This is a genomic window from Agromyces sp. NBRC 114283 (assembly GCF_030268405.1).
GTDB classification, from domain to species: Bacteria; Actinomycetota; Actinomycetes; order Actinomycetales; family Microbacteriaceae; genus Agromyces; species Agromyces mediolanus.
The window spans coordinates 1,088,767-1,102,416 of sequence record NZ_BSQP01000001.1; the positions used below are offsets into that span (position 1 = coordinate 1,088,767).

At 72.2% G+C, this 13,650-nt stretch carries 12 protein-coding genes; 11 read left to right on the top strand and 1 reads right to left on the bottom strand.

Going from position 1 to position 13,650, the window contains the following annotated elements; translation table 11 throughout:
* Positions 1-181: 181 nt before the first annotated feature.
* The 3 genes from QSJ60_RS05170 to QSJ60_RS05180 all read left to right on the top strand — a co-directional run bounded on the left by QSJ60_RS05170 (position 182) and on the right by QSJ60_RS05180 (position 4,118).
* Positions 182-1,084: a MurR/RpiR family transcriptional regulator gene (locus tag QSJ60_RS05170; RefSeq protein WP_285462867.1), complete on the top strand. Its 903-nt coding sequence runs from the start codon at positions 182-184 to the stop codon at positions 1,082-1,084.
* A 139-nt stretch (positions 1,085-1,223) separates the two neighbouring features.
* Positions 1,224-2,393 (top strand): M20/M25/M40 family metallo-hydrolase, encoded by a 1,170-nt coding sequence (locus tag QSJ60_RS05175; protein WP_285462868.1) that lies wholly within the window; start codon positions 1,224-1,226, stop codon positions 2,391-2,393.
* 558 nt (positions 2,394-2,951) lie between these two features.
* Entirely contained in the window at positions 2,952-4,118 is a 1,167-nt protein-coding gene (locus QSJ60_RS05180) for an RtcB family protein (RefSeq protein WP_285462869.1), read from the top strand.
* Between the two features lie 109 nt (positions 4,119-4,227).
* Here the strand turns inward: QSJ60_RS05180 and QSJ60_RS05185 are convergent, their stop codons facing one another.
* The gene (locus tag QSJ60_RS05185) at positions 4,228-4,764 is read right to left on the bottom strand and encodes a cupin domain-containing protein (protein ID WP_230763890.1); all 537 of its coding nucleotides are present in this window, start codon (positions 4,762-4,764) and stop codon (positions 4,228-4,230) included.
* 203 nt (positions 4,765-4,967) lie between these two features.
* Between QSJ60_RS05185 and QSJ60_RS05190 the strand changes: the two genes are divergently transcribed.
* The 8 genes from QSJ60_RS05190 (at position 4,968) to QSJ60_RS05225 (ending at position 13,640) form a co-directional block, all read left to right on the top strand.
* Positions 4,968-6,560, top strand: coding sequence for an ABC transporter substrate-binding protein (locus tag QSJ60_RS05190; RefSeq protein WP_285462870.1), 1,593 nt, complete (start codon positions 4,968-4,970; stop codon positions 6,558-6,560).
* 123 nt (positions 6,561-6,683) lie between these two features.
* A complete protein-coding gene (locus QSJ60_RS05195) occupies positions 6,684-7,706 on the top strand; it encodes an ABC transporter permease (protein ID WP_285462871.1) in 1,023 nt (340 codons plus the stop codon).
* Positions 7,703-8,611 (top strand): ABC transporter permease, encoded by a 909-nt coding sequence (locus QSJ60_RS05200; protein ID WP_189083476.1) that lies wholly within the window; start codon positions 7,703-7,705, stop codon positions 8,609-8,611. The genes QSJ60_RS05195 and QSJ60_RS05200 overlap by 4 nt, the downstream gene beginning before the upstream one ends.
* The gene (locus QSJ60_RS05205) at positions 8,608-9,438 is read left to right on the top strand and encodes an ABC transporter ATP-binding protein (protein WP_285462872.1); all 831 of its coding nucleotides are present in this window, start codon (positions 8,608-8,610) and stop codon (positions 9,436-9,438) included. The genes QSJ60_RS05200 and QSJ60_RS05205 overlap by 4 nt, the downstream gene beginning before the upstream one ends.
* Positions 9,435-10,292: an ABC transporter ATP-binding protein gene (locus tag QSJ60_RS05210; RefSeq protein ID WP_285462873.1), complete on the top strand. Its 858-nt coding sequence runs from the start codon at positions 9,435-9,437 to the stop codon at positions 10,290-10,292. Before QSJ60_RS05205 ends, QSJ60_RS05210 begins: the two co-directional genes overlap by 4 nt.
* Complete coding sequence (locus tag QSJ60_RS05215; RefSeq protein ID WP_285462874.1) at positions 10,289-11,527, top strand: amidohydrolase family protein; 1,239 nt, start codon at positions 10,289-10,291, stop codon at positions 11,525-11,527. Before QSJ60_RS05210 ends, QSJ60_RS05215 begins: the two co-directional genes overlap by 4 nt.
* Positions 11,524-13,245, top strand: coding sequence for a DUF885 domain-containing protein (locus tag QSJ60_RS05220; protein WP_285462875.1), 1,722 nt, complete (start codon positions 11,524-11,526; stop codon positions 13,243-13,245). The genes QSJ60_RS05215 and QSJ60_RS05220 overlap by 4 nt, the downstream gene beginning before the upstream one ends.
* Positions 13,242-13,640 carry a nuclear transport factor 2 family protein gene (locus QSJ60_RS05225; RefSeq protein ID WP_285462876.1) on the top strand — a complete coding sequence of 133 codons (399 nt, stop codon included), beginning with the start codon at positions 13,242-13,244 and terminating at the stop codon, positions 13,638-13,640. The genes QSJ60_RS05220 and QSJ60_RS05225 overlap by 4 nt, the downstream gene beginning before the upstream one ends.
* The last annotated feature ends 10 nt before the right edge of the window (positions 13,641-13,650 follow it).

Genomic DNA, 13,650 nt, shown 5'->3' on the forward strand with positions numbered 1-13,650 from the left:
TGCAAGTATTTCACATCACGATAGAATGTCCAGAATCGAAATGGACATTTCAGTCGCTCGCCGCCCCGGCGGCCGGCTGGCCCGTTGCTAGACTCGCGACGTCCGATGTCGCGGTCGACCGGGTTCGCCATCGCCGGCCGGGGCTCGGCGACGGAGATGCGTCGCAGACCGAAGGACCCAGATGAACCCCGATTCCCCTCGATCCGCCGCCGTCGCACCGGGCGATCTCGCCGAGGAGTCGGTCGCCGCACGCATCCGCGAGCGCATGGGCGACTGCAGCCCGGCCGAGCGCAAGGTCGCGCGCACGCTGCTCGCCGCCTATCCGGTCGCGGGCTTCGAGACGGTCGCGGGCCTCGCCGACCTCGCCGCGGTGAGCGGCGCCACCGTGGTGCGCTTCGCGACCCGGCTCGGCTACCGCGGCTTCCCCGACTTCCAGCGCGCGCTCCGGCACGAGCTCGAGCAGCGCAGCGCCTCGCCCGCCTCGCTCTACGAGCGGATCGGTGCGGCGGGCGCCTCGGCATCCAGCGATCTCGCCTCGCTCGGCGACGCCCCGGCCGACGACGTCCGCGCCACGTTCGCGGGCCTGTCCGAGCACGACTTCGCGACCACCGTCGACGCGATCGCGAACCCGAAGCACCGCGTCTGGCTCGCCGGCGGGCGCTACAGCGGCTTCCTCGCCGAGTACCTTCAGGCGAGCCTGCAGCAGCTGCGCCCAGCGGTCCAGATGGTGCCGCGCATGGCGAGCCTGCGCGCCGCGACCATGTCGGGCTTCGACGCGAAGGACGTGCTCGTCGTGTTCGACTTCCGCCGCTACGAGGCCGAGACCCGCCGGCTCGTGCAGCACGCGAAGGCGCGCAAGGCGACCGTGGTGCTCGTGACCGACCGCTGGGTGTCGCCGTGCGCCGGCGACGCCGACACCGTGCTGTCGAGCCTCGCCTCCGAACGCGGCCCGTTCGACTCGGTCGTGCCCGTCATGGCGCTCATCGAGGCGATCTTCGAGGCGGTGCTGACCCGCCTCGGGCCGCCCGCGCGGGAGCGGATGGAGCGCATCGAGCGCACCGTGCAGGAGCTCGAGCTGCTCTGAGCGGCACCCCCCTCCGCGAGTTGCCCGACTTGCGTGGAGGTCGGACACGTCGGGCGCCCGGCTCGGAAACGAGTGTTTCTGTTCGTGTATGGTCGTCGGTGATCTGCAACGGACGTTGCAGGCACCGAACGGAGGCCCCGTGCTCGCTGCCGAACTGCTCCGCCGCGCCGAAGACGCCCGGGCGGCGTACATCCGCGATCTCGCGGAGCTCGTCGGCATCGACTCCGGCTCGCTCGACCCGGAGGGGGTCGACCGCGTCGGCGACGTGGTCGCCGGCCGCCTCGCCGAGCTCGGCTTCGCCGTCGAGCGCCGCGCCTCCGTCGACCCGCGCTACGGCGCCACAGTCATCGGCCGACGCCGCGGCGCCGGCGTCGCGCGCATCCTGCTGTTCGCCCACCTCGACACGGTCTTCGAGCGCGGGGATGCCGCGGCGCGGCCGTTCTCGATCGACGACGCCGGGCACGCGCACGGGCCGGGCGTCACCGATGACAAGGCCGGCGTCGTCGCGGCCCTGCACGCCGCCGCGCACCTGATCGATGCCGGGGCCGAACGCTACGGCGAGCTCGTGCTCGCCTTCACTCCCGACGAGGAGATCGGTTCGCCCGCCGGCGGCCCGGTGCTCCAGGAGCTCGCCGCAGGCGTGGATGCTGCCTTCAGCCTCGAGTGCGCGCGCGAGAACGGCGATCTCGTCGTCGGGCGCAAGGGCGTCGCCGACCTCGAGCTCGTCGTGCACGGCGTCGCCGCCCACTCCGGCATCGAGCCGGAGCGGGGCGCGCACGCCGCCCTCGAGGCCGCCCACCTCACCGTCTTCCTGCAGGCGCTTGCCGACCCCGCCGAGCAGCTGACCGTCAATGTCGGCGTGCTCCGAGCCGGCGAGCGCACGAACATCGTGCCCGACCGGGCGACCATGCACGTCGAGATGCGGGCGACGCGCACCGCGGTCATCGAGGGGGCGCTCGCGGCGCTCAGGGAGCGGGCGGCCGGCCCGCTCGTCGAGGGCACCCGCGTCGAGGTGCGCGTCGTCGACCAGTGCGCGCCGCTCGAGGAGACCGAGGCGGGGCGCGAGCTCGGCGAACTGGCGCTCAGGCTCGCGCGCGAACTGGGGTTCGAGCCGGGGCTCGCCCGCACCGGCGGGGTGTCCGACGCGAACCGGGTCGCCGCCCTCGGCGTGCCGACGCTCGACGGCCTCGGCCCCGTCGGCGGCGGCGATCACAGCCCGAGCGAATGGCTCGACCTCGCGAGCGTGCCGCAGCGCGTCGCACTCCTCGCCGCGCTCGTCGACGCGAGCGCCGCCCGCTCGGCCCTCTGAGCCATCCTGGTTCCCTGAGCCGGTCGAAGGGTCCGCTGGTTCCCTGAGCCGGTCGAAGGGTCCGCTGGTTCCCTGAGCCTGTCGAAGGGAACGCCGCCGCGCTTCGACGGGCTCAGCGAACCAATGGCCGCGCTTCGACGGGCTCAGCGAACCAAGGCCGCGCTTCGACGGGCTCAGCGAACCAAGGCGGGCTCAGCGAGCCATCCGTCCTTGACCTCCACCGCCCCGGCCCGCTAGGGTTCCAAGGCTGCGCGATCGCGCGGCATCCCCGGAGTCTGGAAGCAGGTGGAATCGTGAGCGTGTCTCTGCAGCGCACCTTCACGCCCGCCTTCGCCGAGCCCGCGAACGCGGGGCGCCAGCAGCGCCCCGAAGCGAAGCTCGAGCAGGCTCTCGAGCCGGCACCCTGACGCCAGCGAATCCATCGCCACCGTCACCCCGTGCCGCTTCGAGGCCCGGGGTGATTCCGTCTGCGCGCGACGGTGGACCCTCGGGCCCGAGGACCCACCAGAGCGGGGCCCGCCACCGCGGGCTCCGGGAACGCAGACAGGAATCATCATCATGGAGAGACTCTCCGATCGGCTCGTCTCCTGGGCGAGCCTGCTCGACGAGCAGACCGTCGCGCAGGCGCGCACCTCGTCGACGATGCCGTTCATCCACCCGCACCTGGCCCTGATGCCCGACGCCCACCTGGGCCTCGGCGCGACGGTCGGCTCGGTCATCCCGACGCTCGGGGCGATCATCCCCGCGGCGGTCGGCGTCGACATCGGCTGCGGCATGATCGCCGTGCGGACCCAGTTCCACGCGAGCGAGCTGCCCGCCGACCGGCGGGAGCTGCGGGAGCAGATCGAGCGGGCCATCCCGCTGTCCGCCGGCAAGTACAACCGCAAGGTCGTCGCGACGGCTGAGCCCCGGGTCGCCGAGCTCGAGGAGCTCGCGGAGCGGAGCGGCTTCGACCCGGCCTCCTACGCGGGGAACTGGCGGGAGCAGCTCGGCTCCCTCGGCAGCGGCAACCACTTCATCGAGGTCTCGCTCGACGAGGTCGACCGGGTGTGGCTGTTCCTGCACTCCGGCAGCCGGGGCGTCGGCAACAAGATCGCCCAGCGGCACATCGGCATCGCCAGGCGGCTCGCGAAGCAATGGTGGATCGAGCTGCCCGACCCCGACCTCGCCTACCTCGTCGAGGGCACGCCGGAGTTCACCCGGTACATCGCCGAGCTCCGCTGGGCGCAGCACTTCGCGCTGCTCAACCGGGAGGAGATGATGGACCGGGTCATCCGGCAGGTGTCCGAGTGGACCGGCGTGCCGGTGGAGGAGCAGGAGCGGATCAACTGCCACCACAACTTCACCGAGAGCGAGGAGCACTTCGGCAAGCGGGTGTGGGTGTCGCGGAAGGGGGCGATCCAGGCCGACGTCGGCCGGCCGGGCCTCATCCCGGGCTCGATGGGCACCGCCTCGTACGTCGTGGAGGGGCTCGGCGATCCGATGTCGCTGAACTCCTCGCCGCACGGCGCGGGCCGGGAGTACTCGCGGTCGAAGGCCAGGAAGACCTTCACCCACGAGCAGCTCCGGGAGGCGATGGCGGGCATCGAGTTCCGGGATACGGACGCCTTCATCGATGAGATCCCGCAGGCCTACAAGCCGATCGACCGGGTGATGGCGGATGCCTCGTCGCTCGTCGCGGTGCGGCACACGCTGCGGCAGATCGTGAACGTGAAGGGCGATTGAACGTGGTTCCCTGAGCCTGCATTGGTTCCCTGAGCTTGTCGAAGGGAACGCCGCTTCGACGAGCTCAGCGGGCCAGCGGCGCTTCGACAGGCTCAGCGGGCCAGACGGACTACGGGGACGGCGGCGTCACCGCGATCACGATCGTGGTGACGCCGTCGCTCTCGTTCACGTAGCGGTGCGGTTCGCGCGAGTCGAACGTGACGGACTCGCCGGTCGCGAGGGTCACCCGCTCGGCGCCGAGCTCGACGGTCAGCTCGCCGGAGATGACGTAGGCGCACTCGGTCGAGGGGTGGCCCCACAGTCGGGGCGAGGTCGCCTGCCCCGGCGGGATCTCGGCGCGCAGCACCTCGAGGTCGCCGCGGCCCGGGGTGAGCCGCTCGTAGGCGAAGCTCGCGTCGGCGACGCCGAGGCTGTGCCGTTCGCCGGGCCGGCTGATGTGGATGGCGGGCGCGTCGGGGTCGCTGAAGAGGGTCGCGATGGATGCCTCGAACACCTCGGCGAGCTTGCGCACCGAGCCGAGACTCGGGTCGGCGGCGCCGTTCTCGATCTGGCTCAGCATGCTGACCGACAAGCCCGTCCGCTCGGAGAGCTCGCGGAGGGTCAGGCCCTTGGCCTGGCGCAGGGCCTTCAATCGGTCACCGAGCACGCTGAGTCATCCTTCCTGTGCGTCCCCCGTCTGGGTGTGACGGGCGGCCGCGTTTTGACATGTGAGTCCGCACGTGTTTAATGTGCTTGAATTCATGGTACCTGGATTGAACATCATCCACACGACACCGGGCACTGACTGGCAGCGAGGCTGAGCGCTCCTCCAACTCCTTCGTCACCGTCGCCGACCGGGGAAAGAAGCACATGAGATCCCTCACAGCCAAGCTCGCCGTGCCCGCCGGCGCCGTCGCCTTGACGCTCGCGCTCGCCGGATGCGCCGGAGGCAACAGCACCTCCAACGCGGGCGACCAGACGCTCACCGTCGACACCTCATTCGTCGTGAAGACACTCGACCCCGGCACAGTGTACGAGCAGACGGGCAACATCGCCGTGCACGCGCTCTACGACACCCTGGTGACGTACGAGGGTTCGGACGTCACGACCCTCCAGCCCGAGCTCGCCGAGAGCTGGGAGCAGTCGAGCGACGGCACCACCTGGACCTTCACCCTCCGCGACGACGCGGTCTTCTCGGACGGCGCCGCCGTCACCGCCGAGGACGCCGTCTTCAGCCTCAACCGCCTGAAGAACCTGCAGGGCTCCGCCTCGCAGACCGTGCAGGGCCTGGACTTCGCCGCCGAAGGGGACGACACGGTCGTCGTCACCTCCGCGACGCCGAACCCCGACGTCCCGGTCATCCTCGCGATGCCCGCGGCGAGCGTGCTGAACTCGGCCGAGGCCAAGAAGCTCGGCGCGACCGACGCCGAGGACGCTGCCACGAGCGACCAGATCGGCACCCAGCTCGACACCGCGAGCCTCGGCAGCGGCCCCTACGTGCTGAAGAGCTACGACCCGAGCACGAAGATCGTGCTCACCGCGAACCCGAAGTACTGGGGCGAGCAGCCGGCCTACAGCCGCGTCGTCATCCAGAACGTCGACGTGCAGAACCAGAAGCTCACCATCTCGAAGGCCAAGGGCGACGAGATCGCGCTCGACCTCTCGGGCCCGCAGGCCGCCGAGCTGTCCGACGACCTCCAAGTCTCCGGCGTCGCCGACACCTCGTACTTCCTGAGCCTCAACCAGGACCCGGCCGTCTCGGCCGTCACCTCGAACCCGGCGTTCGTGAAGGCCCTGCGCCTGACCGTCGACGGCGAGGGCCTCGCGAAGCTCTTCGGCGAGGGGGCGACCCCCGCGGCCGGCCTCGTGCCGCCCGCCTTCGCCGGCGCGCTCGACGAGTCGGAGAACCCGGTCCAGGACATCGACGGCGCGAAGAAGCTGCTCGCCGACGCGGGCCTCAGCGACGTGAAGGTGGCGCTCGTCTACCCGGCGATCACCTACCGCGGCGTCGACCTCGGCACCATCGTCACGAAGGTGCAGCAGGACGCCAAGAAGGCCGGCATCGAGATCGAGCTCACCCCGCAGCCGATCAACGTGTTCCTGCAGTCGCAGTCCGAGGGCAAGAACGAGATCAACTTCTCGCCGAACAGCCTGAACTACCCGGCCTCGTCGTCGCTCGTGAACAACATGGCCCCCGGCGCCTCGACCTCGCTGCGCACCGGCTGGACCCTGGAGCGCGCCGACCAGTCGGCGATCGACGCCAGCAACGCCGTGACCGCGGAGCTCACCCCCGAGGGGCGCAACGAGGCCATGATCGAGTGGCAGCACGTGATGAACGAGGTCTCGCCTTACATCGCCCTGGCGAACAACGCCGGCATCGTCGTCGCGACGAGCGATCTGACCGGCGCGGACTACACGCCCGCCGGCTGGACGGTCGACCTCGCGGCGATCGCCGGCAAGTAGCCGGAACGGACCGCGGGCGCCCCTGCTCTCTTCCTGTCAGGGGCGCCCGCTTCCCCCGTCGCGCATGCGACCCCGTCGCGCGAGCGACCACCCGTCGCCACCGCGACCCGAGACGGAGCTTCGATGCCACCCCTCCTCAAGATGATCGGCAAACGCCTGCTGAGCGCCCTCGTGCTGCTCTGGGGCGTCACGGTCGTGACCTTCCTGCTCGTGAACGTCGTCCCCGGCGACGCCGCCGCGGCGAACCTCTCGCAGCAGGCCTACGACGACCCGGAGATCCGGGCCGCCTTCGAGGCCAAGTGGGGCCTCGACCAGCCGATCTGGGTGCAGTACGTGCGCTACCTCGGCAACATCCTGCAGGGGGACCTCGGCACCTCGCAGCAGACGCACCGCCCGGTCGCCGAGGACCTCGGCCAGTACGTGCCGGCGACGATCGAGATCGCGCTGCCGGCCATGGCCCTCGCCATCGTGATCGCGGTCGGCCTCGGCATGCTCGCCGCGATGCGCAAAAACCGCCCGACCGACACCGGCATCCGCAGCGCCGCGCTCGTCGGCCTCTCCACCCCGCCGTTCTGGCTCGCGCTCGTCGCGCTCTACGTCTTCTTCTACCTGCTCGGCTGGGTGCCCAACGGCGGCCGGCTCAGCAACATCTACGACCCGCCGCCCGCGGTCACCGGCATGTACACCGTCGACGCGGCCATCGCCGGGCAGTGGGACGTCTTTGGCGACGCGCTCTGGCACCTCGTGCTGCCGGTCGGCATCCTCACCGCGCTCACCGTGTCGGGCCTGCTCCGCTTCGTGCGCTCGGCCATGATCGAGGTGCTGGATGCCGAGTACATCCGTTCGGCGATCGCGAAAGGCCTGCCGCGCCGCGTCATCACCTGGCGGCACGTGTTCCGCGCGGGCCTCCTGCCCGTGCTCACCGTCTCGGGCCTCATGCTCGCCTCGCTGCTCGGCGGCGCCGTGCTCGTCGAGCAGGTGCTGTCCTGGCCGGGCCTGGGCCAGTACGCCTACAAGAGCGCGATCTCGCTCGACCTGCAGGCGATCCTCGGCGTGACGCTGTTCATCGCGGTCGTCTACACCCTCATCAACCTCCTCGTCGACGTGCTCTACAGCGTCATCGACCCGAGGATCGGAGCGAAATGACCATCCTGCCCTCCGACCGGGTCGCCGTCTCGCGCGCCTCGCGCTTCCGGCGCGACCGCCTGCGCGTCGGCGGCAGCCTCGGCACGGGGTCGTTCTGGCGACCGCTCACCGTGGTCTCCCTCGGCATCATCGTGCTCTGGTGCCTGCTCGCGGCCTTCGCGCCGTGGGTGGCGCCCTACGACCCGCTCGAGACCGTCGGCGACAACCTGCAGCCGCCGTCGGGCGCGCACTGGATGGGCACCGACGACCTCGGCCGCGACGTGCTCAGCCGGCTCATCTGGGGCTCGCGCCTCTCGCTGCCGCTCGCGGTCGCCATCGTCGCGTGCTCGCTCCTCGTCGGCGGCATCGTCGGCCTCGCCGCCGGCTACTTCGGCAAGGCCGTCGACAACGTCGCGATGCGGCTCGCCGACCTCGTGCTCGCGTTCCCGCAGATCATCCTCGCGATGGCGGTCGCCGCGGCCTTCGGCCCGAGCGTCGGCAACGCGGTGCTCGCCCTCGTCATCGTGTCGTGGCCGCTCTACGCGCGCATCATCCGCAGCTCGGTGCTGAGCGTCCGCGAGCAGGAGTACGTCGTCGCCGGCCGGATGCTCGGACTGCCGACGCTGCGCTCGATCGTGAAGGACGTCATCCCGAACAGCGCCGGGCCCGCCCTCGTCATGTCGACGATCGAGCTCGGCAACGCCATCCTGATGCTCGCCGCCCTGTCGTTCCTCGGCCTCGGCCCGCGGCCGCCGGCCGCCGAGTGGGGCGCGATGATCGCGCTCGGCTCGCAGAACCTCGGCAACTGGTGGGTGAGCCTGTTCCCCGGCCTCGCCATCCTCACGATCGTGATGGCCTTCAACCTCCTGGGCGACGCAATCCAGGACCACCTCGACCCACGGTCGCGGAATGCGAGGACGCGATGACGACCGCAGCCGACCCCCTGCTCTCCATCGAGGGCCTCTCGGTGACCATGCCGACCCCCTCGGGGCCGGTCGAGCTCGTGCACCGCACCGACATCGAGATCGGCGAGGGCGAGATCGTCGGCCTCGCCGGCGAGAGCGGCTCGGGCAAGACGATGACCGCCTCGGCGATCATGGGCATCCTGCCGCCCGGCGCGCGCGCCGGCGGGCGGATCATGTTCGAGGGCCGCGATCTGCTCTCGCTGAGCCGTGCCGAGCTCGACACGGTGCGCGGCAACCGCATCGCCATCGTGTTCCAGGACCCCTCGGCGGCGCTGCACCCGCTGCTCACGATCGGCACGCAGCTCACCGAGCACCTGGTCCACCACAAGGGCGTCACGAAGAAGCAGGCGAACGCCCGCGCGGTCGAGCTGCTCGACCTCGTGCGCATCCGCGACCCGCACCACGCGGTGAAGGCGTTCCCGCACCAGTTCTCGGGCGGCATGCGTCAGCGCGCCGCGATCGCGATCGCGCTCGCCTGCGAGCCGCGGCTGCTCATCGCCGACGAGCCGACGACGGCGCTCGACGTGACGGTGCAGGCCGGCATCCTGCGGCTCTTCGACCGGCTCGCCCGGGAGACCGGGGTCTCGATGCTGTTCATCACCCACGACCTCGGCGTCATGAACTCGATCGCCGACCGCACCTACGTGTTCAAGGACGGCACCGTCGTCGAGTCGGGGGTCACCACCACCATCCTGAACGAGCCGAGCCACGAGTACACGAAGGCGCTCATCGCCTCGCGCGCGCAGTCGCTCGCCGAGGAGCGCGTGCAGCAGGAGGCCCGCCCATGACCGCCAACGTGCTCGAGCTCGAGGACATCGTCGTCACCCACCGCCGCAGCGGCGGCCCGGCGGTGCAGGCCGTCCGCGGCGTCTCGCTGACCGTCGCGCCCGGCCAGGTCGTCGGGCTCGTCGGCGAATCGGGCTGCGGCAAGTCGTCGCTCGCCCGGGTCGCCTGCGGCATCCACGCCCCCACCTCGGGCGCCGTGCGCTTCGAGGGCGCGCCGCTGGAACCGCTCCGGATGCGGCAGCGGCCCGCCGCCGACCGCAAGCTGCAGATGGTGTTCCAGAACCCGTACGCCTCGCTGAGCCCGCGCCGCACGATCGCGAGCCAGCTGCTCGACGGCGTGACTGAGCCGATCCCGCGCGAGCAGCGGGCCGCGGAGGTCGCGCGGCTGCTGGAGCTCGTCGGCCTCGACGCGGCGGCGGGCAGCCGCTACCCCTCGCAGTTCTCCGGCGGGCAGCGGCAGCGGCTCGCGATCGCCCGCGCCCTCGCCGCGAAGCCGAGCCTCGTCGTGGCCGACGAGCCGGTGACGGCGCTCGACGCCTTCTCCTCGGCGCAGATCGTGCAGCTGCTGCAGTCGCTCGTGCGCGAGCTCGGCATGGGCATGCTCTTCATCTCGCACGACCTCTCGCTCGTGCGGGCCATTGCCGACGAGACCGCGGTGATGTACGCGGGCGAGATCGTCGAGCGCGGCCCGAGCGAGCAGCTCTGGGAGCGGCCGACGCATCCCTACACGAAGACCCTCATCGCCGCGATCCCCGAGATCGGACCCGTCAAGAAGCTGCCGGGCCTCGACGAGGACGTCGCCGAGCCCGCAGCGGCCGGCGTCGACGCGGCAGCCACGAACGGAGCATCAGCATGACCAGTGCGACCACCGCCCCCACCCTCCTCGTCGGGGCCCGGATCTTCACCGGCACGGATGCCGAGCTCCTCGACGGCTCGGCCGTGCTCGTCTCCGCCGACGGCCGGATCGAGGCCGTCGGCCCCGAGGCGGAGCTCCGCGCCCTCCCGGCGGCGGCCGGCGCGCGGGAGCTCGACCTCACGGGGCGCGTGCTGAGCCCGGGCCTCGTGAACATGCACGTGCACCTCGGCCTCGCCCTGCCCGGCACCGCGGGCGCCGCGATCGCGAGCAAGTCGGACCCCGACCTGCTCCTCGTGATGGCCGACGGCGCGAAGCGCACGCTGCAGGCGGGCGTCACGACGACCCGCCTCGTCGGCGAGAGCCGCTACCTCGACTTCGCGCTGCGCCGCGGCATCGACGCGGGCATCGTGCCGGGCCCGCGCATCTTCACCGCCGGCCACGCGCTCTGCTGCACGGGCGGCCACGGCTGGGACTCCGACGCCCTCGAGGGCGACGGCGCCGACGAGCTGCGCCGGCTCGCCCGGCTGCAGATCCGGCACGGGGCCGACCTCATCAAGGTCTGCATCTCGGGCGGCATCGCCGGCGAGCACGAGCAGATCGACACCCCGCAGCTCACCGACGAGGAGATGGCCTCGATCATCCAGGTCGCCCACGACTGGGGCCGCAAGGTCACCGCGCACGTCGGGCCGTCCGAGACGCTGCGCCGCGCGATCGAGCTCGGCCTCGACTGCGTCGAGCACGGCTACCAGCTCACGCGCGAGATCACCGAGCTCATGGCCGAGCGGGGCGTCTGGTACGTGCCGACCATCACGGTGAGCCGCTGCGAGGAGTTCTTCGATGCACAGGGCGTGCCCGCCTGGATGAAGGAGCGCGCCCTCGGTGCGGGTCCCCGGCACTGGGAGAGCCTGCAGCACGCCATCGCGAGCGGCGTGCCGATCGCGATGGGCACGGACATGCCGCCGGCCGCCGACTTCGACGGCACGACCGCCACGGTCCGCGAGATGGAGTTCATGGTGGAGGCCGGGATGACGGACCTCGACGTCATGCGCTCCGCGACCGGGCGGGCGGCGGAGCTCCTCGGCGCGCCCGGCATCGGGGTCGTCGAGCCCGGCGCCCACGCCGACTTCATCGTCACGGACGAGGACCCGACGCGCGACGTCTCCGCGCTGCGCGGCATCGACTGGGTCATGAAGGACGGCGTCGTCGTGCGCGACGACCGGGCCGGCGCCCGATGACGGATCGCGCCACCGTCCGCTCCGTCGCCGACGCGCACCTCGCCGCGCTCGCCGAGCACGAGCCCGCCGCGGCGCAGGCGCTCGGCCGCGACGCCGCCGCGCGCCTCGCGGACTACGGCCCCGAGTGGGCGGAGGAGCGCCGGGCGCTGCTCGGCCGCACCGCCGCCGCACTGGCCGCGCTGCCCGCCGAGGAGCGCGCCGCCGACGCCGCCCTCGACGCCGCGCTCGCGGAGCGTGCGGCGAGCGAGGGGGAGCTCTTCGACACGGGCTTCACCGCGCGGCTGCTGGCCCCGCTCGCGTCACCCGTGCAGGAGATCCGGGAGCGCTTCGACGACGTCACCGTCACGGACGACGAGGCGGGCGACGCGGTCATCGAGCGGCTCGCCGCGGTCGAGCCCGCCCTCGGCGAGCTCCGTCGGCGCCTCGAGTGGGCGCGCGACGCCGGCCGCGCCGGCCGGTTCAGCGGCTCGGGGGTCGCGGCGGCGCGTCAGCTCGAGGTCGTCGCCGGGCAGATCGACAGCTGGATCGACCCGGCCGGCCTCGACTACTTCTCCCGCATCTCGGCGGCGCCCCTGAGCGGGTCGCGCGCCGCGGCCCTCGCGCGCGCCGGCGAGCGGGCGACGCGCGCCTTCGGCGAGCTGAGCGGATGGCTCCGCACCGAGCTGCTGCCGAGCGCGCCCGTCGAGGACGCCGTCGGCGAGCACGTCTACCGGCAGATCGCGCAGAGCTTCCTCGGCACCCGGCTCGACCTCGACGAGGTCTACGACTACGGCTGGTCCGAGCTCGAGCGGCTCCTCGGCGAGGCCCGGCGCCTCGCCGCGATCGTGCTGGGCACCGGCTCCGACGGCAGCGGCTCCGACGGCACCGAGGCGGTGCGCGCCGCGGCACGCCTGCTCGACGCCGACCCGCGGTACCGGGTCGCGGGGCACGAGCGCATCGTCGCCTGGCTGCAGGAGCGCCTCGAGGACACCTTCGCCCGCGTCGACGGCGTCGCCTTCGACCTGCCCCGGGCCATCCGCGACGTCGACGTGGTCGTGCCGACCGCCGCGAGCGGCGTCGTCTACTACACGCCCGGCGCGCCCGACGGCTCCGTGCGCAGCAAGATCGTCTGGACCATCCCCGAGGGCGCCGAGGGGATCGGCACCTGGCAGGAGGTCACGAGCTTCCACCACGAGGGCGTGCCCGGGCACCACCTCGAGCACACGATCAACCGCAGCAATGCGGGCCTGCACCCGTGGCAGCGCTACCTGTGCGAGATCCACGGCTACGCCGAGGGCTGGGCGCACTACTCCGAGCAGCTGTCCGACTCCATCGGCCTGCTGCGCGACCCCGCCGAGCAGCTCGGGATGGTGCTCGGCCAGATCTGGCGCGCGGTGCGGATCGTCGTCGACCTCGGCCTGCACACCGGCCGCGAGCTGCGGCCGAACCCGCTCGGCGCGACCGGTCGGTGGACGCCCGAGCTCGGCCGCCGCTTCCTCACCGAGCTCGCCCTCGTCGACCCCAGGACGGCCGGCTTCGAGGTCGACCGCTACCTCGCCTGGCCGGGGCAGGCGCTCGCCTTCAAGGTCGGCGCGAAGCTCTGGACCGAGGCGCGGGCCCGCGCCGAGGCATCCGGGATCACCGCCAAGGACTTCCACCACCGAGCGCTGTCCTACGGCCCCATGGGCCTCGGACCGCTCCAGCACCTGCTCACCACCGAATCGACGGACCGACCATGACCTCTGCCCCCCTCGACGACTTCGTCGTCGCCCTCTACCGCGAACTCGGCGACCGCGCCGCCTTCGACGCCCGCCTCGACCCCGCGGTGACCGTGTGGGAGACGCCGTGGCCGACCCTCATGCGCGGCATCGCCGAGCTCGACGAACTGCGCGGCCCCGCCGTCGCGCCCGAGGACCGCGCCGAGCCGCTGCCCGAGGTGCGCCCCGTCGAGATCGTCAGCGACGACTTCGGCGACGGCACCGGCCTCGTGCGCTACGTGCTCGAGGTGCGCGACCCGGCCGACGGCCGACTGCTCGAACGGGTGCGGGTCACCGACGTGCTCCGCCACGGCGACGAGGGCTGGCGCATCGTGCACCACCACGCGCAGGACCTGCCCGCCGACGGCGCGAACTGAGAGGACGACA

Bases quoted from the DNA above. Each gene is read 5' to 3' on its own strand.
- QSJ60_RS05170 (WP_285462867.1), top strand. From the start codon at position 182: ATGAACCCCGATTCCCCTCGATCCGCCGCCGTCGCACCGGGCGATCTC.
- QSJ60_RS05180 (WP_285462869.1), top strand. From the start codon at position 2,952: ATGGAGAGACTCTCCGATCGGCTCGTCTCCTGGGCGAGCCTGCTCGAC.
- QSJ60_RS05190 (WP_285462870.1), top strand. From the start codon at position 4,968: ATGAGATCCCTCACAGCCAAGCTCGCCGTGCCCGCCGGCGCCGTCGCC.
- QSJ60_RS05195 (WP_285462871.1), top strand. From the start codon at position 6,684: ATGCCACCCCTCCTCAAGATGATCGGCAAACGCCTGCTGAGCGCCCTC.
- QSJ60_RS05200 (WP_189083476.1), top strand. From the start codon at position 7,703: ATGACCATCCTGCCCTCCGACCGGGTCGCCGTCTCGCGCGCCTCGCGC.
- QSJ60_RS05205 (WP_285462872.1), top strand. From the start codon at position 8,608: ATGACGACCGCAGCCGACCCCCTGCTCTCCATCGAGGGCCTCTCGGTG.
- QSJ60_RS05210 (WP_285462873.1), top strand. From the start codon at position 9,435: ATGACCGCCAACGTGCTCGAGCTCGAGGACATCGTCGTCACCCACCGC.
- QSJ60_RS05215 (WP_285462874.1), top strand. From the start codon at position 10,289: ATGACCAGTGCGACCACCGCCCCCACCCTCCTCGTCGGGGCCCGGATC.
- QSJ60_RS05220 (WP_285462875.1), top strand. From the start codon at position 11,524: ATGACGGATCGCGCCACCGTCCGCTCCGTCGCCGACGCGCACCTCGCC.
- QSJ60_RS05225 (WP_285462876.1), top strand. From the start codon at position 13,242: ATGACCTCTGCCCCCCTCGACGACTTCGTCGTCGCCCTCTACCGCGAA.